Origin of the sequence: Methanoplanus endosymbiosus (genome assembly GCF_024662215.1) — an archaeon.
Taxonomy (GTDB): Archaea; Halobacteriota; Methanomicrobia; order Methanomicrobiales; family Methanomicrobiaceae; genus Methanoplanus; species Methanoplanus endosymbiosus.
Genome location: NZ_CP096115.1, coordinates 2,741,878 through 2,763,430 on the forward strand (window position 1 = coordinate 2,741,878; position 21,553 = coordinate 2,763,430).

28 protein-coding genes and 1 pseudogene are annotated in these 21,553 nt (G+C 38.6%); 17 read left to right on the top strand and 12 right to left on the bottom strand.

The window, feature by feature from the left end; genetic code table 11:
• Positions 1 to 2: 2 nt before the first annotated feature.
• Positions 3 to 995 (bottom strand): DUF1616 domain-containing protein, encoded by a 993-nt coding sequence (locus L6E24_RS12705; RefSeq protein ID WP_257742341.1) that lies wholly within the window; start codon positions 993 to 995, stop codon positions 3 to 5.
• Positions 996 to 1,363: 368 nt separating this feature from the next.
• On the opposite strand from L6E24_RS12705, the gene wecB reads away from it, so the two are divergent.
• The 5 genes from wecB to L6E24_RS12730 all read left to right on the top strand — a co-directional run bounded on the left by wecB (position 1,364) and on the right by L6E24_RS12730 (position 5,230).
• Positions 1,364 to 2,482: a non-hydrolyzing UDP-N-acetylglucosamine 2-epimerase gene (gene wecB, locus L6E24_RS12710; protein WP_257742342.1), complete on the top strand. Its 1,119-nt coding sequence runs from the start codon at positions 1,364 to 1,366 to the stop codon at positions 2,480 to 2,482.
• 111 nt (positions 2,483 to 2,593) lie between these two features.
• Positions 2,594 to 2,842: a type II toxin-antitoxin system HicB family antitoxin gene (locus L6E24_RS12715; RefSeq protein WP_257742343.1), complete on the top strand. Its 249-nt coding sequence runs from the start codon at positions 2,594 to 2,596 to the stop codon at positions 2,840 to 2,842.
• Positions 2,835 to 3,071, top strand: a complete 237-nt coding sequence (locus L6E24_RS12720; protein WP_257742344.1) for a type II toxin-antitoxin system HicA family toxin — start codon at positions 2,835 to 2,837, stop codon at positions 3,069 to 3,071. Before L6E24_RS12715 ends, L6E24_RS12720 begins: the two co-directional genes overlap by 8 nt.
• Positions 3,072 to 3,203: 132 nt before the next feature.
• On the top strand, positions 3,204 to 4,736 hold the full coding sequence (locus L6E24_RS12725; RefSeq protein WP_257742345.1) for an ATP-binding protein: 1,533 nt from the start codon (positions 3,204 to 3,206) through the stop codon (positions 4,734 to 4,736).
• A 110-nt stretch (positions 4,737 to 4,846) separates the two neighbouring features.
• The gene (locus tag L6E24_RS12730) at positions 4,847 to 5,230 is read left to right on the top strand and encodes a hypothetical protein (RefSeq protein WP_257742346.1); all 384 of its coding nucleotides are present in this window, start codon (positions 4,847 to 4,849) and stop codon (positions 5,228 to 5,230) included.
• A gap of 47 nt (positions 5,231 to 5,277) precedes the next feature.
• On the opposite strand, the gene L6E24_RS12735 is transcribed toward L6E24_RS12730, so the two are convergent.
• From L6E24_RS12735 to L6E24_RS12750, 4 genes are all read right to left on the bottom strand, one after another.
• On the bottom strand, positions 5,278 to 6,504 hold the full coding sequence (locus tag L6E24_RS12735) for an RNA-binding domain-containing protein (protein WP_257742347.1): 1,227 nt from the start codon (positions 6,502 to 6,504) through the stop codon (positions 5,278 to 5,280).
• Positions 6,505 to 6,580: 76 nt separating this feature from the next.
• Entirely contained in the window at positions 6,581 to 7,141 is a 561-nt protein-coding gene (locus tag L6E24_RS12740) for an acylphosphatase (protein WP_257742348.1), read from the bottom strand.
• Positions 7,142 to 7,315: 174 nt separating this feature from the next.
• Positions 7,316 to 8,152 carry a nucleotidyltransferase domain-containing protein gene (locus L6E24_RS12745; RefSeq protein WP_257742349.1) on the bottom strand — a complete coding sequence of 279 codons (837 nt, stop codon included), beginning with the start codon at positions 8,150 to 8,152 and terminating at the stop codon, positions 7,316 to 7,318.
• A 76-nt stretch (positions 8,153 to 8,228) separates the two neighbouring features.
• Positions 8,229 to 9,398, bottom strand: a complete 1,170-nt coding sequence (locus tag L6E24_RS12750; RefSeq protein WP_257742350.1) for an RNA/DNA-binding domain-containing protein — start codon at positions 9,396 to 9,398, stop codon at positions 8,229 to 8,231.
• 312 nt (positions 9,399 to 9,710) lie between these two features.
• On the opposite strand from L6E24_RS12750, the gene L6E24_RS12755 reads away from it, so the two are divergent.
• Positions 9,711 to 9,947, top strand: a complete 237-nt coding sequence (locus tag L6E24_RS12755; RefSeq protein WP_257742351.1) for a type II toxin-antitoxin system HicB family antitoxin — start codon at positions 9,711 to 9,713, stop codon at positions 9,945 to 9,947.
• Positions 9,944 to 10,177, top strand: coding sequence for a type II toxin-antitoxin system HicA family toxin (locus L6E24_RS12760; RefSeq protein WP_257742352.1), 234 nt, complete (start codon positions 9,944 to 9,946; stop codon positions 10,175 to 10,177). The genes L6E24_RS12755 and L6E24_RS12760 overlap by 4 nt, the downstream gene beginning before the upstream one ends.
• A gap of 189 nt (positions 10,178 to 10,366) precedes the next feature.
• Here the strand turns inward: L6E24_RS12760 and L6E24_RS14855 are convergent, their stop codons facing one another.
• Together L6E24_RS14855 and L6E24_RS14860 are read right to left on the bottom strand one after the other, a co-directional pair.
• A complete protein-coding gene (locus L6E24_RS14855; RefSeq protein WP_505481590.1) occupies positions 10,367 to 10,768 on the bottom strand; it encodes a DUF4143 domain-containing protein in 402 nt (133 codons plus the stop codon).
• A pseudogene (locus L6E24_RS14860) lies at positions 10,769 to 11,020 on the bottom strand (DUF8612 domain-containing protein); the annotation flags it as partial.
• Positions 11,021 to 11,331: 311 nt separating this feature from the next.
• Here L6E24_RS14860 and L6E24_RS12770 point away from each other — a divergent pair.
• Positions 11,332 to 12,393 carry an RNA-guided endonuclease TnpB family protein gene (locus tag L6E24_RS12770; RefSeq protein WP_257742354.1) on the top strand — a complete coding sequence of 354 codons (1,062 nt, stop codon included), beginning with the start codon at positions 11,332 to 11,334 and terminating at the stop codon, positions 12,391 to 12,393.
• Between the two features lie 85 nt (positions 12,394 to 12,478).
• Here L6E24_RS12770 and L6E24_RS12775 read toward each other — a convergent pair whose 3' ends face one another.
• On the bottom strand, positions 12,479 to 12,727 hold the full coding sequence (locus L6E24_RS12775; protein WP_257742355.1) for an AAA family ATPase: 249 nt from the start codon (positions 12,725 to 12,727) through the stop codon (positions 12,479 to 12,481).
• A gap of 82 nt (positions 12,728 to 12,809) precedes the next feature.
• Between L6E24_RS12775 and L6E24_RS12780 the strand changes: the two genes are divergently transcribed.
• Positions 12,810 to 14,543, top strand: a complete 1,734-nt coding sequence (locus tag L6E24_RS12780) for an IS1634 family transposase (protein ID WP_257742356.1) — start codon at positions 12,810 to 12,812, stop codon at positions 14,541 to 14,543.
• 166 nt (positions 14,544 to 14,709) lie between these two features.
• Here the strand turns inward: L6E24_RS12780 and L6E24_RS12785 are convergent, their stop codons facing one another.
• A complete protein-coding gene (locus L6E24_RS12785) occupies positions 14,710 to 14,979 on the bottom strand; it encodes an AAA family ATPase (protein WP_257742357.1) in 270 nt (89 codons plus the stop codon).
• A 220-nt stretch (positions 14,980 to 15,199) separates the two neighbouring features.
• Here L6E24_RS12785 and L6E24_RS12790 point away from each other — a divergent pair, with 220 nt between their 5' ends.
• The 7 genes from L6E24_RS12790 (at position 15,200) to L6E24_RS12820 (ending at position 19,499) form a co-directional block, all read left to right on the top strand.
• Positions 15,200 to 16,981 (top strand): IS66 family transposase, encoded by a 1,782-nt coding sequence (locus tag L6E24_RS12790; RefSeq protein WP_257741680.1) that lies wholly within the window; start codon positions 15,200 to 15,202, stop codon positions 16,979 to 16,981.
• A 148-nt stretch (positions 16,982 to 17,129) separates the two neighbouring features.
• Positions 17,130 to 17,615 carry a DUF6398 domain-containing protein gene (locus tag L6E24_RS12795; protein ID WP_257742358.1) on the top strand — a complete coding sequence of 162 codons (486 nt, stop codon included), beginning with the start codon at positions 17,130 to 17,132 and terminating at the stop codon, positions 17,613 to 17,615.
• Between the two features lies 1 nt (position 17,616).
• Positions 17,617 to 18,024 (top strand): HEPN domain-containing protein, encoded by a 408-nt coding sequence (locus L6E24_RS12800; protein WP_257742359.1) that lies wholly within the window; start codon positions 17,617 to 17,619, stop codon positions 18,022 to 18,024.
• A complete protein-coding gene (locus L6E24_RS12805) occupies positions 17,976 to 18,311 on the top strand; it encodes a nucleotidyltransferase domain-containing protein (RefSeq protein ID WP_257742360.1) in 336 nt (111 codons plus the stop codon). Before L6E24_RS12800 ends, L6E24_RS12805 begins: the two co-directional genes overlap by 49 nt.
• 221 nt (positions 18,312 to 18,532) lie before the next feature.
• Positions 18,533 to 18,754 (top strand): hypothetical protein, encoded by a 222-nt coding sequence (locus tag L6E24_RS12810; RefSeq protein WP_257742361.1) that lies wholly within the window; start codon positions 18,533 to 18,535, stop codon positions 18,752 to 18,754.
• A gap of 164 nt (positions 18,755 to 18,918) precedes the next feature.
• The gene (locus L6E24_RS12815; protein WP_257742362.1) at positions 18,919 to 19,194 is read left to right on the top strand and encodes a hypothetical protein; all 276 of its coding nucleotides are present in this window, start codon (positions 18,919 to 18,921) and stop codon (positions 19,192 to 19,194) included.
• A gap of 101 nt (positions 19,195 to 19,295) precedes the next feature.
• The gene (locus L6E24_RS12820; protein WP_257742363.1) at positions 19,296 to 19,499 is read left to right on the top strand and encodes a type II toxin-antitoxin system HicB family antitoxin; all 204 of its coding nucleotides are present in this window, start codon (positions 19,296 to 19,298) and stop codon (positions 19,497 to 19,499) included.
• 168 nt (positions 19,500 to 19,667) lie between these two features.
• Here the strand turns inward: L6E24_RS12820 and L6E24_RS12830 are convergent, their stop codons facing one another.
• On the bottom strand, positions 19,668 to 19,943 hold the full coding sequence (locus tag L6E24_RS12830) for a hypothetical protein (protein ID WP_257744068.1): 276 nt from the start codon (positions 19,941 to 19,943) through the stop codon (positions 19,668 to 19,670).
• A 384-nt stretch (positions 19,944 to 20,327) separates the two neighbouring features.
• Here L6E24_RS12830 and L6E24_RS12835 point away from each other — a divergent pair, with 384 nt between their 5' ends.
• Positions 20,328 to 20,585 (top strand): hypothetical protein, encoded by a 258-nt coding sequence (locus L6E24_RS12835; protein ID WP_257742364.1) that lies wholly within the window; start codon positions 20,328 to 20,330, stop codon positions 20,583 to 20,585.
• A 50-nt stretch (positions 20,586 to 20,635) separates the two neighbouring features.
• Here L6E24_RS12835 and L6E24_RS12840 read toward each other — a convergent pair whose 3' ends face one another.
• Together L6E24_RS12840 and L6E24_RS12845 are read right to left on the bottom strand one after the other, a co-directional pair.
• Positions 20,636 to 21,046: a type II toxin-antitoxin system VapC family toxin gene (locus L6E24_RS12840; protein WP_257742365.1), complete on the bottom strand. Its 411-nt coding sequence runs from the start codon at positions 21,044 to 21,046 to the stop codon at positions 20,636 to 20,638.
• On the bottom strand, positions 21,047 to 21,343 hold the full coding sequence (locus L6E24_RS12845) for an antitoxin VapB family protein (RefSeq protein WP_308219123.1): 297 nt from the start codon (positions 21,341 to 21,343) through the stop codon (positions 21,047 to 21,049).
• Between the last annotated feature and the right edge of the window lie 210 nt (positions 21,344 to 21,553).

Here is a 21,553-nt window from a genome sequence, read left to right on the forward strand (position 1 = left end):
ATTTATCCGGTTTTTATTGGTTCTCTCACATCAACCCATAGGTGCAGATCCCTGTAGCTCTCGTTAATCCTCTCAAACTTTGTGACTGAACTGTCTGGGTATGAGTCTGCAAAGAGGAGGAACTCTATTTTGTTGACGTCCGGATCTTTAACGCTGAAGGTGTAGTCAAATTCTTCTGTGGTGTTGTCTGCGACTGTTATCTCTTTTCGGCCCAGAAGCTCCATTGTGTTTATCTTTGATGTGTTGGTTATCTCATTGAATGTCTGGTTTACTGCGAAGAGTTCAACAAAATAATTTATATCCCTGTATTCGTGGTTTCCGACTCCTATGGTAATATTCTGATCAGTATTGGCATAGAATTTGGTCGGGTAATCGGCGGCCATACCTTCTTCACCAAGTATATAGAATTCTGTGAACTTCTCGCCTTCTTTGGGAACAACTATTACAAAGATGGTCGTTCCTATTGCAGCGATAATTGATATTATCAGGACTATTGAGAGTATCCTGTCCAGTTTTGTGCTTTCTTTTGGGAAGAGTTCTCCTTTTGCCTCTTCTATCATTGGCTTTAGGGGGACACGGTACTGCTCTTCATCCGGGATTATGGACCTTCTGTACTGGGCAATTACAAGCATCGCGGTTGTAAAGATCACAAGTGAAGTTACAATCGGGTCAAGTCTGATACCCCAGGGAGTGTAGTTCAGGCCCAGTCCGATAAGTGGTACAACTGCAATTGACAGTCCGAATGAGAGTGCAGTTCTCTCTATGCCGTCTATGTCTTTGTTGCCCGGAAATAGTGCTGCAATTAGTGCATATCCGGGTATGAATAATACTACCGGGAGTGCAAATACAACTCTTAAGGGAGTCTGGTTGAGAATCGGCGTGTAGATGAATATTACTGCAAGTATCAGCCAGATGAATATGACAATTATGTCTTTGAATATTCTCTCCGGTGAGAAGGCTGTTATTATGTTGTCAAGTTTTTCGTCTTCGTTCATTGTTGGTATTTTTCCCTTATTCTATGGATGCAATTCTTTGATTATCTAGAATTTCTGTTTGATATTGGCACATTTATTTTATATTATAGTGCTTTTTATTTAAATTGCTGATTACACTATTTGAATGCTAATTATATGTTGTCCGGAATATATCATATAGTTATCATAATTTACCCAAATCGTCATGTGATTGTCTGAGTTATATACATTTTTGACAATATTTTGATGTAACATCGAAGGCAAATTGAATTGGTTCATTATTGTTCCACATGGAACATTTTTGTTCCAATAGTTTTGCACGGTTTAAGCTGGATATTATTCCAGAATTCCGGATTGGATTTTTATATTTTTCAGTCGAAAAGTTATCAATGATCTGTATTATTCTTGGCACAAGACCGGAGATTATTAAGATGTCTCCGATTATAAGGGAATGTGAGAAGAGGGGACTTGATTATTTTGTCATACATTCGGGCCAGCATTACTCGTTTGAGATGGATAAGGCCTTTTTTGAGGACTTGAATCTGCCTGAGCCGAAGTATAACCTTGATGTTGGCTCCGGGACACAGGGAGGGCAGACTGCAAAGATTCTCACCGGTATTGAAGGTGTTTTAATGGATGAGCGGCCTGATGTGGTTCTTGTTCAGGGTGATACAAATACGGTAATGGCAGGTGCACTTGCTGCATCAAAGCTTCATATTAAAGTCGGGCATGTTGAGGCCGGACTTCGGAGTTTTGATCGTAAAATGCCTGAGGAGATTAACCGGGTTGTTGCTGACCATATCTCAGACTATCTCTTTGCCCCTACGGGTGAGTCGGAGAAGAACCTGCTTGCAGAAGGAATTCCGGATGAGAAGGTCTTCGTTGCCGGAAATACGGTTGTTGATGCTGTGTACCAGAATCGTGAGATTTCGAATGAGAAATCTGAAATTATGAATACTCTTGGTCTTAAGTCCGGAAAATATCTGCTTGTAACTGCACACCGTGCAGAGAATGTGGATGACAGGGATCGGTTGTCTGGTATAATTAATGGCATAAATGCTGTATCTGAACAATACTCCCTGCCGGTGATTTTTCCTATGCACCCACGGACTGAGAAGATGATGAAGGAGTTTGGAATCAGTCCGGGTGGGATAAGGATAATTAAGCCTGCCGGATATCTTGACTTTCTTCAGCTTGAGGCACATGCCAGGCTTATTCTGACTGATTCCGGTGGTCTTCAGGAGGAGTCATGCATTCTTGGTGTGCCCTGTGTGACACTCAGGGATAATACCGAGAGGCCGGAGACTGTTGACTGCGGGGGGAATGTGCTGGCCGGAACTGATAGTAAGCGAATAGTTGAGGCTGCTGAAGAAATGATTAATTTTGTGGATTGCAGGGAGACGGATGATTCAGCTAAGCCTGAAAGTCCGGATAATAAACTATGGCAGAATCCTTTTGGTGATGGAAAGACTTCTGAGAGGATTATTGATATCTGTCTTAAGGACTGAAATTTTTCTTTTTTTTGCCGGAAATTGCTTTATTTCTGCTTAGGGTATGCTAAAACAACGACCAGTAACACACATAAATATATATCATATTAACCAGGATAGTCTATTCAGATGAAATTTAATGTTGTTATTCAAAAGGATGAAGAAGGAGGATATATTGCCGAATGTCCTGATCTCCCTGGCTGCATTACTGAAGGAGACACTCCGGATGAAGCCATTGAAAATCTTAATGAGGCGATTATCGGCTGTCTCAAATCAAGGTTAAAATGTGCAATAAAAAAAGTCAAAGTTAAAGAGAGTGACAAAATAGTTAATATATCTCTGGATATATCTAATAATTCCAATAGTATTCATGCCTAAACTACCAAGAGCGTCAGGGGATAAGCACATACAGACTCTGAAAAAAGCCGGTTGGAAAATTAATCATATAGAAGGCAGCCACTACATACTTATAAAAGAGGGTAACAGCTCTCATCTTTCAGTTCCGGTTCATACCGGTAAAACAATGGGACCAGGACTTCTTAAAAGAATAATCAAAATGGCCGGAATGACAAATGAAGAATATTGTAACCTCTTTAAAAGCAGATGATAACTTACACTTTGATTCGTACTGATTTTTTTTCTGTTCATTTTTGACCGTTTTATCCGGAGATTTTTTTTGCTTCAGATTTCTGACTGGTGAACCCGGAGTTTCATATGTGGAAAAATAATTATATCTATAATGATTATAACTATAATCATTGTGGCTTTTTACGGCAGAGAAAAAGAACTAAAACTTCTGCAGAAATTATATGATAAACTTCCCGGCATGGTTGTCATTAATGGCAGAAGGAGGGTTGGCAAGACTTCACTCATCAGGGAATTTATTAACGATAAGAAATCCCTGTATTTCTTTGTTGACAACAATAAGACAATTGACATTCTTATTCAGGATTTTTATCACCAGATCAGGGATACTCTTGATCTTCCTGTCTATGTAAAAATTAACTCGCCGGAGGACCTTCTTGATTTTCTTTTTTCTTATGGTGAGGACCTGATTGTTGTCTTTGATGAATTCCAGAGATTTTATGATATTTATCCTGCTTTTATAACGCAATTGCAGAATAAATGGGATATGGATGGTGAATCGTCCAGACTGTATATTATCGCCTCCGGATCTTCAGTTGGTATGATGAATAAGATATTTATTGACGGAGGTGCCCCGCTTTTTAAGCGTGCAGATAACATTCTGACCATTAAGCCTTTTACTCCTAAAGAGATCTGGAATTATCTGGATGATATCGGGATAATTAAAAGAGAAGAGAAGTTAAAGCTGTATCTTCTCTTTGGCGGGATGATATATTATTACAGACTGGCTGAAAAATATGGCTGCACTGATTTTGATTCGGCACTTAAAAATCTTGTATTTGATGAATTCGGGCCACTCAAAAATGAGGTTAAGGATGTTCTCGTTGAAGAGTTCGGCCGTCTTCACCCGACATATTATGAGATTATATCTTCCCTTGCCAGGGGCAGATCAACACAGAAAGAGATTGCTGATATGACGCATATAGCACCCGGTTCTCTTACTGTCTATCTGCATAATCTGATAAATCTCTTAGGCATTGTTGAGTACAGAATTCCGTCTACTGATGATCCAAACCGTTCTAAAAAAGGCAGATATGTACTGAAAGATAATTTTTTCAGGTTTTATGCATATTTCATATATCCAAACCTGAGCATATTTATGAGGGATGGGGATGAAGGCACCATAGAAAGCCTTGTACACAGGGAATGGCAGTCCTATTCCGGACTTTTGTTTGAAGATCTTGCCAGAACACTACTCTTAAACCGCTTCTCCGGGCAGTATGAGAAGATGGGTGGCTGGTGGAACAGAAGAGGAGATGAGATTGATTTTATTGCACTTGATAAATCAAATATACCGGTTGCGTTAGAAGTAAAAAGCAGGGATATGACGGCAGAAGATGCAATGTCAGTCCTTAAAAGGCTTGATAATAAGATAAGCCTGATTTCCGGATTCTTTGGTTCTGCCGGTGATTTTCTATCTCTGGAAAAGTCCGGAAATGTCGTTTCCGGAGATTTGGTGGCAAACGTTTCCGGAGATTTCACCCCCGGAATTTCAGAGGCCGGAATAAAAAGAGGGTATATATCCGGAATTGTGGCAAATGGTATGGGTGAGGCTGACAGGGCATTACTTGAAGATGATGGGTATTTGTTTTACGACATCTTTGAAATGATTGATAAATATGGCTGATATAAACAACGGTTCAACTGAACAGTGTGACCCGATTGCCTGAATTGCGGAATTTTCTGATCATATTTCCTGACCACAAAGAAATTGAATCTGCCGGATAAAAATAAGATATGAATTTTCCGGGTCAAGACAGTGATGATATTTGTGATAATGAAGATTACCCTTCAGTAAAAAACTGGTCGTATATTGTTGTGGAAGGCTACTGTATGCTCAATCTCCGGTACTCGTCCTGTAAGGACCCGCACATGTACAGGCTTAAGGATGACTTATCTTTGGAAGATGATGATTTATTGGATTCTTTTGAAGAAGTCCCGAATAATGATTATGACCCTGATGCAGTGCCTGACCCTTACCCTGATGGCTGCCCGAAAAGAGTATCTCCTGACTGCATCAGATGCCCCCACTTTGGATGGTGCAGTCCGGACGATGACATTACTGAAAAGATAGATACTGTGATTTCTCATTATATTGAAGAAGAAATTCCGAATGAATGAGAGATTAATCCAATATCATAAATCCGTGGAGATTTGGATAGTGGTTGTTACTCTTTTTTCCTGTATAATATTGTCTTTAAGTAATCCTCGGTGTTCTCAAAGAGAGGCTTAGTTCCGTTTATCTTTTTCATAAGCGGGATTACCTTTGTCCTGATACCCATACCACGGTAGTCTACATAGCCGTAATCTCTTAAAACTTCCACAATTATGGTATTTCGTGGGGACCTCTGACCTGCAATCATCTTCTCTATTGTCATTGAATTGGGGAGGCTTCCGGGGCTTATCAGTTCAAACCTGTCTGAATATATCCCAACCTCAATTTCTACAAAGCGTGTCCAGTCACGGTGTGCCAGTGCATTGATTACCACTTCACGCACTGCATCATACGGCCAGAGCCATTGTTTTGTCCTCCGGAAATTTTCATCAATTCCGGGTTCTTCTTTTGATATGAATGGTTTTATGGCTTCTGTAAACCTTTCAATCAGTCCACGGTCAAGGAGTGTTTTTCCGGAGTCATCAAAATCAAACCTGCCGACAAGAGGGCCATCAAGAATATCATCCATCAGTGCATCATATTCCTTATCTCTCCCTTTAAAGGCAAAGACCCTAATCCCTGCCTGTTTAAGATATTTTCTTGGTGTTTTACCAAATAGAACAAGGCCTGCAATTGTGCAGTATGTGCTGCCGGATGCTTCAGTCAGAAATCCAAGGCCCAGGAGTCTTGAATGCCATTCTTCTTCTGTCTGTGGAATATCAGGATCATGGATAATCTCTTTTAGGTAGTTCACGATACGGACCTTATCAAGGCAGGACATATCAGTGCCGGGTACAGGCATTGTCTCCGTATGAAGTATTCCTCCAAGTTCAAACAGACGCATCTGCTGCTCTCTTGTTGCAGGACGTGACGTTGAGCCGACACGGATGAATATCTTCTCATTCCCACCTTCACGGACAACATAAGGCTTTGAAATTCCGGGGGGAAACGTAATGACTGCCACTCTTTTGCCATTGACTGTGATTTCCTCGTAGTAGGGAAGGATTACCGGGTGGACTCTCCGGCTTATTACATTCATAACCCACTCTTCGGTATCTCCTCTTTTAAGCCCGGAAATACTGCCGTCGTCCTCAACTCCGAGAATTACATGGCCGCCCTGAAAATTTGCCATGGCTGCTATCTCTTTTGCAAGTGATTCCGGCCTTACATCATCACGCTTAAATTCCACTCCGGAATTTTCTCCGTTTTTTATTATCTCCAGAAGTTCTCCAGACAGCATGATTATCTTTTGTTGGCGTTATGTTGTCTTATTATTATGGGATTTATTTTGTTGTGCAAAAACTATTCATCTTCTTTTATGCTCTCTTATCCGGCTGATCTGATGTTAAATCTGATTCTTCTTCAATGAGATGCTTATACCAAAGCCATGCTGAGTCCATCTTTTCATCCATAATGGCAATTTTGTTAAAGCCCTCATATAGTTCATAACAGAAATCTTCACGGATCAGCTCAAAATATGAGTGATTTCCTTCTGACTCCTCCCATTTCTGAGTTATTTCTTCGACGTAAACTGGTCTTTTTCTGACTATTATATCCTCAAAAAACTTTTTTAGGTCTGATTCTTTTCCTTCAGCTACGACTTCAACGGCATGTGGGTAGCTGTTGTTACCCGGAATTTTGTTATGTCGTTTTTCTGGCTTATTTTCCGCATTCTCATCATAGTGTGAAGACTTGGTTTTAGACTGCTTCTTAATTCCTGATTCCGGATCACCTTTTTCAGGTACGCACCCGTCCGGATGAAAATCAATGTATTTTACATAGCCGTGTATGTTATTTTGGTAAGCTGCATCATCCACGATATTTCTGTAACCGACATCACACACCCTGCCGGTTATCTTTGCAGTGGCCTTCTTCATAATTGATAATCAGCATTCCGGGTGATAATTCTGTTCGTTGAAAGGTAATGTTGCCAGGACAGGTAAATGCACTGGAACATAAACTGCCTCTTATGAGAAGAAGAGATATTTTGGAGTAGATTAGGAATAATTTTGGGCGTTTTGAGGTAATTGGGAGTTATACGCGGCAAAAACCTATATGACTCCCCGGCATTTAAGCAGGAATTCATCTGCCATTTTGTATGCTTCTTCCGGAGGTCTTTTTGGGAGGGGTGAGTTTTCCAGTGCACTGTCAAGTTCTTTCCAGAGTTTTGATATTAATGATTCTGCTTCTTCTGCGGAGTGAAGCAGTTCTTTTTCACTGCCGGATTTTTTTATGGCTATCAGGTCGTCTACAACCGAAAATCTGAAATGACTGTTTAGTGTGGTGATGTCAGGTTCTATTTTTCCCATTTCAAGGGCATATATTCCGGCCATCTGGCTCCTTAAGACGTAGAGATATTTCTTTACAGTAGAGTTTGCTTTGCCATTTCCCGGAGTTCTGAATGTTATATCCGGATTTAGGTGTGTTTTACCCGGATTGTGCATTTCATATGTCTTTCCTTCTCCTGAATTTCTGAGGATGTATTTCTCATAATTGTGCACTGCAAGGCCATGATAGGGTTCATATATCTTTTTGCTCAGAGATTTTTCTGCAATTCTCCTTAGTTCCTTAAATTCAGGCCCTTCTGTCAGGGGTTTTGCAAAGATGTGCTCAAGGACGTTTGAATTGTTCTTTAGGAGGAGAAAAAGCTCTTTTTTTATGTCAAATGAGACAAAATCAAATTCACCGTCCATCTTTTCGATTACATCACGCTCTTCTTTGAGCCTGCAGATGTCTTTTAGGCTTAGGATATGGCAGCCCCTGATGTCATAATCCGAGTCTTTTGATGGAAAGCCATAGAGGTGTGCACCGGAAAGAGTATAGAATATCGGTTTTCTTCCGGCGAGTTCCTCTTTAATTCTGTCGATCATATATTGCGGTACATTCATGATTGTTTCACCTGCAAATGTTGTAATAAATGTTTTATCCGGAATACTCCTGCCTTTTTTGGGCAATTAAGGGATATTATCTCTCCCGGCTGTACTTCCTGTGGATAATCACTTTAAAGAGGCCGCCCTCACGGTCATCAGTGAAATCTATGTCAGGCCATTCTTCAACTGCACGTTTTATCCCGGAGCCAAGACCCCTGTAAGGTAAAAGCCCTTTCGCAGCAAATGATGTCAGAACCGGATTTCTGATATTGGAATTTCCGGTTTTAATCTTTGCAACAGTGAGGTTTTTGGGCAGATTTCCGGGGCTGATGATCTCAATTCTGTTGTCAAATATAAATATCCTGACCGGAGCACTGATGAAGTAATCCCTGTGAATAAGTGCATTTACCAGGAGTTCTTCAAATACAATCTCCGGGACTTCAGGTATTCCGGGTGCATTAATACCTCTTCCGGCCTGGATTTTATGCAGGTTCCGCATGATAAACGATAATGCCTTTTCAAATATCTCAGGAAGTGTCCCTGAGAAGTCTTCCATATCATGATAACTGCTGATATGGACATCATTTCCGGGATAGCACACTCCTTTAACTATGAATTCCGGTTTAATCCATTCGGGATTTTCTGCGAATAGCAAAACCCCTGCAAGGTTTAGTTTCCCGGAATCTGTTGCAAGGTTCATATTCTGGAGAATTCTGAGCAGATCGTCATCAGATTCAGGATACTGGATGCCATATTTTTTTTCAAGAAACATCCTGAGACGCAGTCTGTCAATTCTGTCAGTTCCTGCTTTGGTTGGAAGTTCATCTGCATGAAACTGATCGGCACTCTGAAAGAGTCTGCATAGTTCTTCTTTTGTATTCACACGCCTTTTATCTGCCCCGGTCTTTATCCAGATGACTCCGTTTTTATCAAAGTAAGGTTTATCTATGCCTTTTGGGACCGTAAGGACTATTACAATCCTGTCCTTTTCCATACGGACATTCTCTGTCCTGACATTAAGCGGGCTTTTTACATGATATGAAGCTGAATTGCTTATCAACTGATTTAATCTTCCAACATCCTTTAGGGTCAGTCCGGGTACTGTTCCGTCATCTGCAACACCAATAAATATCGTTCCCCCTTCACTGTTGGCAAAGGCTGCCATCTCTGCTGCAAGGGCATCTGCATTGGTTATATCCTGCTTAAACTGTCTATGGCTGTCTTCGCCTGCAGATATTGCAGTGATTGATTCCTCAGGTGTCATTATTTCCCCGGTTTATTGATCTGCTTTTATTGTTGCTATTTTAAGTCTCAGATCTCTGAGAATATATCCGTTTGTTACAATATTGTATTTTGGTTATGAAATTTTTTTGCTGTATTTTAGCCGGAGCTATTGTCCGGTGTTTAGATCTCACGACAGGATATTTGTCCTTTATATTTGTTGCATTTGCCCCATTATATTTATTTTGTGCCATATCTGTGATTGTATCTATTTTGTTGCTCCAAATATGGTTATTACTTACAGAAATCTCATTGTCGGTTCAGTTAAATAGTATAATTACGTAACAGAGTTTATATGAAAAAAATGCGTCTTACAGTTTCAATCTGGGAAGAAGATGGTGTTTATGTTTCAAAGTGTCAGGAACTGGAAGTTGCAAGCTGTGGGGATTCTCCTCAGGAAGCACTTGACAATATCAGAGAAGCAATAGAATTATATCTGGTTAATGCCCGTGAGCTTGGAATTATTGAAGATATAGAGCCTGCGCTAACTTCAGAATATAAATTTACTTCATTGATTGAGGTTGAAGGATGAGCAGACTTCCTCTGTTGTCATCCGAATCTGTGATTAAAAAATTAAATAAAGCTGGTTTTGAAGCAGCACCCTGTCGTGGTAAAGGGAGTCACATTGCACTGTATAAAACTGATGAGTGTGGAAAAAAGCTTCTTGTCATAGTTCCGCAGAGAAATCCAATTCCCCGGGGCACTCTCCTGTCAATTCTAAAGCAGGCTTCTCTGACAAAAGATGAATTTGTCAGTTTATAATTATATTGTCCTTGGTTCTTGGATAATATGGTAGGTCAGGGTGTTAATTTGCCCGGTTTTTTTCTGTTGGAAAACAATCAGGCAATGACCTCTTTGATATACTAAAATGCAGACTTAAAACAAATATGTTCATGTATTCAGAACTGGTAAAGCACTGTTGCTTATATTGTATCCTGCCGGAAATCCGGGCTAAATTTTGCAGAACCATTTCCATAACGGATAGTATTCTATTTTTATACCGTCTGCTTCTGTGGTATTCTGGTAGTCTTCAGTCAGAATCAGTCCGCTTTTTAGGTTAAATTCTGTGCATGCCTTAACAATTGATCTCTCTTCGCGGGATTTTGTTTTATCATTTTTGGGGTCCCAGCAGACCTGAATAATTTTTGATATATCCATTCCTTCTTTTATCAGGAAGTCAGCTTCAAATCCGCCTTTGTCCTTCCAGTAATAAATATCATGACCTCTCCTTTTAAGCTCAATATATACTGCATTTTCTGCAATTTTTTCAATTTCAGATGAGAAACTGAATGAAACTTCATTTCTAAGCCCGGTATCTATCGCATATGTTTTTTTATTCTGCTTATACTGCACTTTTAATCTGTATGAGAATAACGGCAGTTGTAGAATCATTAGTGAGTCTAACAGGTATCCTGTATATTTTTCAGCCGTTTCTACAGTTACACCTGTATTTTTGGAAATGCTGTTGTATGAGTATTCTGATGTTGTATTGGTAAGCATGAAATACGATATTCTTTCAGTTATGCTGTGATCTGCGCCAAACCTGGAGGCTATATCTCTTGCAATGATATCATTGTAATGAGAGGTTAGAATCATTTTGTGGAGATATTCCTCTGTTCCTGCTGATTCAGGGAATACTCCTTCTTTGAGGTATTTATTGAGGTGATAAAGGAGTCATTCTCTGTTGTTTAGAAGGTAGTCCTGATCTAATCCTTTAAGGCCGGATATTTTAAAAATTTAGCGTAAATCCCCTTGGTCTTTAGCCAAGGGGATGTAAGCGACATCATCTTTGTTCTCATATATATATTTCGTAATTGTAGTTTTACCAGAAAATATATGGGGGGTTGAAATCAAACCAGATATATATGTTGAGAGCCTACAAATACCGAATCTATCCTAACAAAGAACAGGAGAAAATGTTCTTTCAGCATTTTGGTGCCTGTAGGTTCATCTACAATTGGGGTTTGGAAAATAAAATCCGAACTTATGAAACAGATGGAAAATCAATATCGAGATTTGCATTACAAAAAATGCTACCTGATTTGAAATCAGAGCATGCATGGATGAAAGATGTCAATTCACAATCAATACAGAGTGCATTGTTAAATCTTGAGAATGCATTTACTCGTTTCTTCCGGGAAAAGAAAGGATTTCCAAAATTCAAATCCCGGAAAGATCCAGTGCAGTCATTTTCAGTCCCGCAACATTACAATGTGAATTTTGATGCCCAAAAAATTAAATTACCTAAAATTGGATGGGTTAAAACAAAATTACACAGGAAATATGAGGGAGTTGAAAAAACTGCAACAGTGTCAGTCACATCAACGGGCAAATTTTTCATTAGTATTTTGGTAGATGATGGACAGGAACAACCTCCTGTACAACATTTTGATGCAGATACAACTGTGGGTATTGATGTAGGTATCAAAGATTTTGCAACACTCTCCAATGGTGAAAAGATTGAGAATCCCCGATATTTGAAGCAGTCACTTCTCCGACTGAAAGTGTTACAAAAACGATTGAGTAGAAAACAAAAAGGTTCTAACAACAGAAATAAAGCAAAAAATGCAGTAGCAAAAATTCATGAAAAAATTCACAATCAAAGAAGCGATTTCCAGCACAAACTCTCTTTTAGATTAGTATGCGAGAACCAAGCAATTGCACTGGAAACTTTGAATGTTAAAGGGATGCTAAAAAATCATAAATTGGCACAACATATTGCTGATGCATCATGGAGTTCATTTGTTACTCAATTGGAATATAAGGCACAAAAACAAGGTAAAACTATCTTACAGATAGGACAATTTGAAGCATCTACAAAAATCTGTAGTGAATGTGGGTATTACAACCGTGATTTGACTTTATCTGATAGAGATTGGATTTGTCCAGACTGTGGGATACATCATGACCGGGATATTAATGCCGCAATAAATATCAAGAAGTTTGCTTTAGATAGACAGAATCTAATTGGAATATAATATCTTTGCACCCTTGGAACAAGGGGAAGGGCCTGTGGACTTACGAACAATGGTTTGGGGTATGAAGCAGGAAGCCTCTGGGTCTTTAGCCCAGAGGTAGTTCACGATATTCCGGAAATGATAATGGGAAAACTTCAGATGTAATGTGTCTTCCGGATAATACCCTCCCGGTTTCCTGTGAGAGAAGACTTGCAGATGAACCGGAGAGAAATATCTGTCTGAACTTTTTAGTATCATACAGCATCCTTATCCAGTTTTCAAAGCCTTTCTTCTGCTGAATTTCATCAAGGAATATGTGTGATATTTCAGGGTTTATTTTGTATATTTCGCACATTGCGAACCCTTGACGATGTGAGACAGAATTAATCATAATTGTGACAAGCAATATTTTACATCAGTAATTAAAATATAATGTAATGGCTCACAAGAGTTATAAAAGCAAAAAAGTATTGAAAGACCTCCTCAAAGGGGCAGTTAAAAAGGAGAAAAGTGGCGATAAGAGAACTCCATTACCCGCAATAATTGTTGCCTGCTTCCTTGATCGGCTAAATTTTGTCGAATTTCTAAATGAACATCTAACATGGGATTCTCAACAATGGCGAGTATCTCCTGGCAATTTGGCAAAAGCTATTGTATTGGTTCCTTTCCTCAATAATGGTCCAAGAATAGCCATTCAGGCTATTAATGAGCAATTTGAACCATTGGACATGTCACTTCTTTTCAATGATGAGGTGAAATCGGAATGGTTGACAAGAGATGCTTTTGCAACTATGCTTGACCGATTTTATGATGCAGGATGTGAATTTCTTTTCACAAACATTGCTTTAAAGACGTATTCTGCCTTTAATATTCCATTTAATGCAGTTTTTCATGGAGATACAACATCAATATCATTGTATGGTGAATATGAAACAGATGAAGAAGATGAAAGTCTTCCTAAAATTTGCCGTGGGGTGAGTAAGGATGGTAAGAGAAATCTCAAGCAGATAATGGTTGGATTGATAACTGACAGATTAGGTATTCCATTACGGGCAACTGTGAGAGATGGTAGTCAAAATGATGCAAAATGGAATCATACAGTTATTGATTCACTCAAAGAACTCTTGAATAATTCAAAAGATAAATTGACGTATATCGCAGATTCAAAACTTGCAACAGGTCCAAACATAAAAAAACTGATGGAAGCTAATTCTTTATTTGTTACGAGATGCCCTGCGAGTTTTGAAAAAAAGATAGCACAAAAAGTTACCAATGAGGCATATACAAGTAGTGATTGGAAAGATATTGGAGCATATCGCGAATCTAAAAAAGGTGAACTTACAACATATGAAGCGCAGGAGTTTCAAAAAGAGATCTGCGGTAAAGTTTGCAGGTTGCTGGTATTAAGGAGCGGCGATAGACAAAAGAAAGTCAACAAAGTCCTGGAAAAGAAAAAAGATGAAGCCAAATCCACAATTCGTGAATCAATCATCAAAAAGTTTTCCTGCGAGGCTGACGCAAAAAAAGAGATTGAACTGCTTAATAGTAAGCTAAAGAAGGGTCTCTGGACTGTGGATTTCACATTAAAAACAGAAGAGGTTGTCGTTGAAAAGCGTGCCCGTGGTAGGCCTCCTAAAGATGCCCCTCCCCCAAAAAAAGAGGTTCAGTGGTTGATTGAGATGGATAAAATGACAATTGTAAAAGATAAATATGAAGCTCTTGTCAGGAAAACAGAGTCATTTGTCCTTTTTACAAATGTTACTTACGAGCAGGCATCCACTGTGGAAATACTTCGCCTTTACAAAGGACAAAAAACTGTGGAAGATAATTTTTCAGTCTTAAAAAAGCCTGCAATGGTTGATACACTATTTTTAAAGCTGCCTCGTAGAATTACGGCATTGGTTACTATCCTCTCCTTTGCTCTGCTTGTGCAGGTAATTATTCGTGTACTTGTCAGAAGAAATCTGGATACTATGGAAGAAAAACCCGGTCTTGATTACAATGGAAAACCACTTGAAAGGGTAGGTTTGAAAAAAATAATGCATTTCCTTGGATATTATACAGTCATTACCAGACCAGATGGAATTGATTATGAATGTAAAACTGATGTTCATGAACCCCATATTGTAACCTGGCTTAAGTTGCTGGAGATTGACTCATTGGAAATATAATACTCAAATATTAATGTTCAATATAAGATCATCGGAGCAGGTCATAGTGGTAACTAAAGTGATACATATATTTTAGTCAATATGTGGGCACAAATAGAAATTAATTCTATTTACTGAGAGGAAACAAAAGTGAATATTGTGAAACATTCAGTCAAAAATTGACATTTCATAAAGATAAAGATTCATTCACTAATGGGGGTCTCGCAATATGAGATATTTCTTTTAGGATTTCATCAAAAGAGGCTGCATTTATTGTCGGATCGTCAAAATTGATGAATATTATGTTCTTTGGGTCAGTCCCTGTTTTGATCAGGTAATCTGCTGTCTGATAGAGTACTGTTGTCTTGCCGGACCGCCTTATGCCTATAATGTCTTTTATATGTGGTGTTTTCAGTGTCTTAATTATTGAATCTGTAATATCACGGTGTATTCCCAATAGTTGATCCGGGATTTTTTTTCAGCCCACCAGGGATTCCATCTGCGTACAGCCTCTTCGATCATAATTATTATTTCCGGGCATTATTTATATTGTTATGTATCTGACTATGGAATTATCCATTTTTCATAGTCTATTGAAGAGTATCATATCCATAATGTGAGGTAATGTGATAATGGATAATAATTTGTACTTATAAATTCAAAATATAGAATACATTATGTCAAATGGTATCTTCAAAGAATTAGAATCCGTAATAACTCCTGATCGGATAGATAATTCTCCGGATAAAGACATAATATATTTGCTCATCTCAGCCTTTGAGGAACTATCTGCAAAATACGATAAATTATATGAAGAGCATCTTCAACTCAGAGATGATTACAATCATCTAATTGGTGAACAGGGTAGGCCGGAAGCCGCAAAAAAAGGAAAAAGAAAAGGGGGTTCTGGCAATAAAAATCATTCTACTGAGGAGGAACGCTCAAAAAAAGAGAAATCAGATCAAAATAATCCAAATAAAGGCAGAGGAAAACGTAATCATAAAATCGAAATCCATGAAGAAAAGATCTGGTACTCTGACAAAAATAAACTTCCGAAAGATGCAGTTTTTAAAGGCTTTTCTGAATTAATCATACAGGACATTGAAATTCGTCCGAGAAATACAAAGTTTTTACTTGAAAAATATTATTCCCCTTCAGAAGGAAGATATCTCTTAACTGATCGACCTCAAGGATATGGTGGAGAATTTGGTCCTGGAATAAAGGCACTTATTATTGAATGCAAAGCAATTTGTGGAATGAGTGAAAATGGAATTAGAGCCTTTTTAAATAACCATGGTATCTTTATAGCCCAATCTACAATCTCAAGGAAATTAACTGAAAAGAATGAGGTTTTAGATAAAGAATCGGAAGATATACTAAAAGAAGGAATAAAGTCCTCCGATTACCTCCAGACAGATACAACTGGAGCTAATGTAAATGGCACTCAATATAATACACATATCTTTTCAAACCATAATTTCACAGCATTTAGAACTTCTCCAAAAAAGGATAGAATTAGCATAGTTAAGCACATTATGGAAGTTTTAGAACCCAAGTACCTATTCAATGAGTTTGCCTTTGAACATTTATCCAATCTTAGAACCGCAAAAAAATGGATCAAAAAACTTAGAGAAAATATTTACAACTCTTGCTTTAGTGAATTTGAATTAGAAAATAGTTTGGTTGAGTTATTTGGTCAAGAAGGATTTAAAACGCTTAAAAAGCGAGTTACTGAGGCTGGATTGATTGCTTATTACAGATCACAGAAAGATTACCCAGTTCCAAAAATTCTTCTTACAGATGATGCACCCCAATACGACAATATCACTGAAGAACACCAGTTATGTTGGGTTCATGAAGCCAGACACTATAAAAAATTAAAACCTAAAACTGCTGTAATGAGAAAAGTCCATGAAGATTTCATGGATCGGTTTTGGGCATTTTACAGAGAGATGAGAGCATATAAAGACAATCCATCTCCAGAGTGGGCATTAAAAATTAGAAAGGACTTTGATGAGTTATTTAACAGCGAGACTGAATATAAAGAGTTGAACCTAAGAATTGAGAAGACACACCGGAATAAAGACTTCTTACTCACATTCTTAGATCACCCTCACGTCCCTCTTCATAATAATGATGCTGAGCTTGGAGCACGAGCACAGGTCAGACATCGTGATATAAGCTTATTTACAAGAAATGAGAAAGGAACAAATGTTGTAGACAGAAATTTAACAATTGTTAAAACTGCTAAGAAGTTGGACATAAATCCCTTTGATCATATAGCCGGTTTGATCATAAATGGTCATAGACAAAAATCACTTGCTGAGATAATAGCATGCAAAAACCAGAAAGCAACCTTGGATGATCTTAAAATAGAGGGTAAAAATTCAGTTGCTACAAAAGAGGACCTTTCAAATGTACCGGTAGGTCAACACAGATACATTTCATCCAACTTATAAAAATTCATTTTTAACCTATTTCTCCGATTTTGGATATGATACATTGAAGAGTATAATTGGTTATAATCATATGGTATTGTGTATTTTATGTTCAGGTTGATTTCGGAAACATTTTATTTTTTTGTTGTATTGATATTGTACAGATAACATGGTAAAGGATAAGGAAGCAATAAAGGAGAAGACGGAACTGCTCATTGAGATGGCAGCCGGATTCTGCGATGAATGTCTGGATGAGGAGTACAAAGAACTCTGTGAGAAGCTGATCCGTAAGATGTCAAGAAAGAGGACTGTTCCTTTTATGACCGGAAGAATGGATATATGGGCTGCATCAATTGTGTATGCACTTGGGAGCATTAACTTTCTCTTTGATAAAAATACACAGCCGTATGCAACTGCGGATAACATCTGCGATTATTTCGGGTCAAAGAAGAGCACAACGTCACAGAAGTCAAAGATAATCCGTGATATGTTTAAGATGTCTTACTTTGATGATGAGTTTTCCACTGAAAGAATGCGTGAAAAAAATCCGTTTAACAGCTTTGTGATGATAGATGGTATGGTTGTTCCAAAGAGTATGCTTTCGCCTGAGCTCCGGGAACGGATTGAAGTTATTGAAGAGCTAAAGAGGAAGTAACATGAACAATAATCTCCATGAAGCCTTTAAGTGGCTAAAACAGGCTGAAAGGGATCTTAAAAGTGCAGGGAACAGTGTCAGCACATCTGATTTCAACTGGGCATGTTTTCAGGCACAACAAAGTGCAGAAAAGGCTTTAAAATCTGTTCTTTATGCAAGAGGGTACAGAAAAATTCTGACCCATTCAGTATTTGATCTCATTAAAAAGACCGGAAAATCGGATGAATCTTTTTTAAATCTCAGAAAAGAAGCCAGGGTTCTTGATGGTTATTACATGAGTACCAGATATCCCGATAGTATAGTCAGTGATTTAACACCGTCAGAATATTTTGAGGAGGAGGATGCAGAAGAATGTATCAGATGTGCAGAATTAATATTGAGGAAAGCGAAGGAAGTTTTGAAAGCCTGAAACTGGAAATAAAGAGACTTGCAGGAAAAATTCGCTTAAGGTGGAATGTTGAGAGAATAATACTTTACGGCTCTGTTGCACGGGGCGATTATAATGAAGCAAGTGATGTCGATCTCATTGTAGTTGCAGATTTTAAGGAGCGTTTCCATAAGAGGCCCGGAGAGATTATGGAGATGACTGAACTTCCGGTTGAGGCTATATGCTATACAAAAGAAGAGTTTGAAGATATGCTAAAGAGACAGAACCCTTTTGTCTGTACAGTCATTGATGAAGGCATTCTTATCTGAGTCGCCCGTAAAAATGTCCACATCATGACCATTATCTCCGTGTTGATATATAGCAGACAGGACCTGTAATTTAGCCATGAAAGTTATAATCTCTCACAGGTTGTTGTAATATTAATGCTAAAGGCTGAGGCAATTTCCGGGAATGACATTTAACATACCAAGACTGAAGTTATTGCAATTATTGGGAATAGTTATTTCCACCGGAGTCAAAATTAATAATTATGGCCGGAAAAAAGAAAACTGCCTCAACACCCCTGCTTGATTCCCTTGACCTGTCTGGGAGGAGCACTGTACTTTATAATATAATCCGTGAATATCCTGACATCAGAGCTTATGCTGAGGAGATTGCAGAAGGTCTGTTATGTGATGTTGATATTCAGGCTGTGACACAATGCCTGATCGTCATAAAAAGAAGCCAAATAAGGCCTTCAATCCAGAGTTAATTTAAATAACATGACTTCGCCACTGTAGTTCTGTCACAGCCTGTATTGATGATATTGCAGAGTCTCTTGCAGATGAACTTGACCGCCTGAATGTTGAAGAGGTCTGGGACAGTTCCGGGAGAACACGTGATGGTTATGTTGATCCCGGTGATAGGGCATATGAGATGCTTGAGGAGATAACTGACGAATATGTAATGGAGATGAATAAGTATATGAAGAGGGGTATGCCGGACCAGTCTCGTGATTACTGTGCCGGAATTCTTTATGGTCTCTATAAATTTGAAAAAGATTACCATTCGGATGTTCTTGAGGAGACTCCTGATTTCTGTCATGAGAAGTTTTCATGGATTAGAAAAGAGTGGGAGAAAAAGATTGCTGATGAGAGGCAGATTAAACTTCTGGCAGAAATTTTAGGGGAGAAGGGAATGGCAGAATGGTGAGATGAACATAATCTTTCACATGAAATATTAGACAGGTAGGGATTACGGCAGATATTTGATTTTATGATAATTTATAAGTTCCCGGAATTATAATTACCATCATGAATCTTTGTGTCATTCTTGAGCCAGGCGATGAAGGAGGATATACTGTTTATGTGCCATCTCTGCCAGGCTGCATAAGTGAGGGAGATACAAGAGAAGAGGCACTTAAAAATATCAGGGAGGCCATTGCATTATATCTCGAACCTGTTCCTGATGATATGTTATTGAATGATAATGCAGAACAGGTAGAGATCGCTGTGTAAATCAGGGAATTATCATTCCATTCAGGCATTAGATAATTGTAGGTGCATTGCCCCTTGATTTTTAAATTTTGCGGTATTTCCAATGGATAAAGTACCTTCAGTTAATTATGACAGACTAATTGTTGCTCTTCAGAGATATGGTTTTGTTGTTGTCAGACAAAGAGGCAGTCACATCCGTCTTCCGTTATCGTTTCCGGTTTTGGCTACGTTTGTATTTCTGGTCTGTTTTTTTGTTTTAGTTTTGTCAATGGAAGATTCTTCATATAGATTTACAGGTAATGCTTCACTAAACTGCTTTTCCGGTGATATTTTATACATTTCATAAATATCATTTATTTCATCATCCGGCAGTATTTTACATATCTCATCGTCCGGGACAGTTTTGCATACTATTCCGGCTGAATCTGTCTTTGCAGTCCTGCTGCATTCACATTTTGCCAACATTTTCTCACATTCTCCTCTACCGGACGGTTCATGGCTTTAAACCTGGTGTTTTCTGGTTTTGACTCTGATGATTTCCGCGATTTGCGGTAGGAAAGGAAGGCGTCAGGATTGACTCTGCCTGTCCGCCTGTCCTTCTGATTTGGTTTGCCCTGAGTGTATTAAGAAGTATTTCCGCGTGGGGTGAAAGTAAAAAATCTATTATTCGGGTTTTAAATCTTTTAAATCGCTATTAAAACAGGGTTTCATTTATAGTCTCTTTTCCGGCAGGTTCTGCCTGCTGTGAATGCCCGGAAGGGTATTCCTGATGGCCGGGCTGTTGTATTGGCTGTTGGCTATTAGCTGTTGCATTAGCGAAAAGCCCTGAGGTCAGGGCGTGTTCTCGAAGTGATACTTTCACAGGGTTTCACAAGGGCCGGCAGGGATTCACAGGGTTTTGAAGGGGTTGCCGGAAAAGTGGAAAAAGGGGTGCCTGGCCCATCCCTTCCGGGACATATCGCATGGGGGTGGGTTTTAGGTGAGGGGTCTTTTTCTCCGCTTCTACTACCTGACATCCAATTTTTACAGAGTTTTTCAGCAGGACATATGGAAACCAGATACAGCACTTCAGTGCATATATGTGGCATCACAGACATGAAATCATAATTTTCGGATGTGATTCGTCCAAAAAAATGATTGGATTGGTGTCTGTACTGTTAATGATTAATAATCTCAAGTGTGGGCACTCTTGAAAAATCTTTAGTATTATTTGTCAGAACCTTTGCACCGTGATAAAGGGCAATGGCTGCAATCAGTTTGTCAAATTTACCAATCGGAGTTCCTTTCTTTTCAAGCCTTGCTGATAGTTCCCCATATGCCTGATAATAATCATTATTTAATTCAAAGACAGGGATTACACTCAGAATATCATTTATTTTCTTTATAGAATTATCAATGTCGTCAGATTTGTATGCACCATTGTAGAGTTCAAAGACATTAATAAAAGTTGTACCAAAGGCTTCCCCACTGCTTATAATGCTTTCAAGGTTAGCAAGGCTTTTTTTATGTCTTGAATTATTCTGGCTTCTCATTAGATCAACCAGAAAAGTGCTGTCAATTACGATCATTTAATTCTCTTCGATATCTTCAATCATTTTATCAGCTTCCTTATCAGAAAGTGAACTTTCAAATTCATCGAAGGCTTTTCGCAATTCTTCAGGGGTTCTTATTTTTGGAAGAACTCTTAAAATTACATCTGAAAAGCTTTCAGCATCATTAACTTTCCATTTCTTCAGTCTATCATACGCTTCTTCTGAAAGACTCACTGTTTTTGATGTCATAGGTACATATAATGTAATATCTCTAAAATAGTTTTTCCTTAACGGCCTGATAACATAAACAGATACAGAAGTGATGCTGCTCATTTCCTTCTGTGAACTGGTGTGTATGGGGCGGTTTTCAGCGGAAGTTACCTTAATTCCTTTGTCATTAGCTACTTTGTAGTGCTCGACAGGACTTACGCAATATTGCCAATTAGGAAATCCGGCAATGAGGATGAAGATAAAACCCTGATGTGCAACGGTAATTGCACCGGTAATTTGCGTGTGGATTTTGTGTTTGAACTTTGTTTGTTA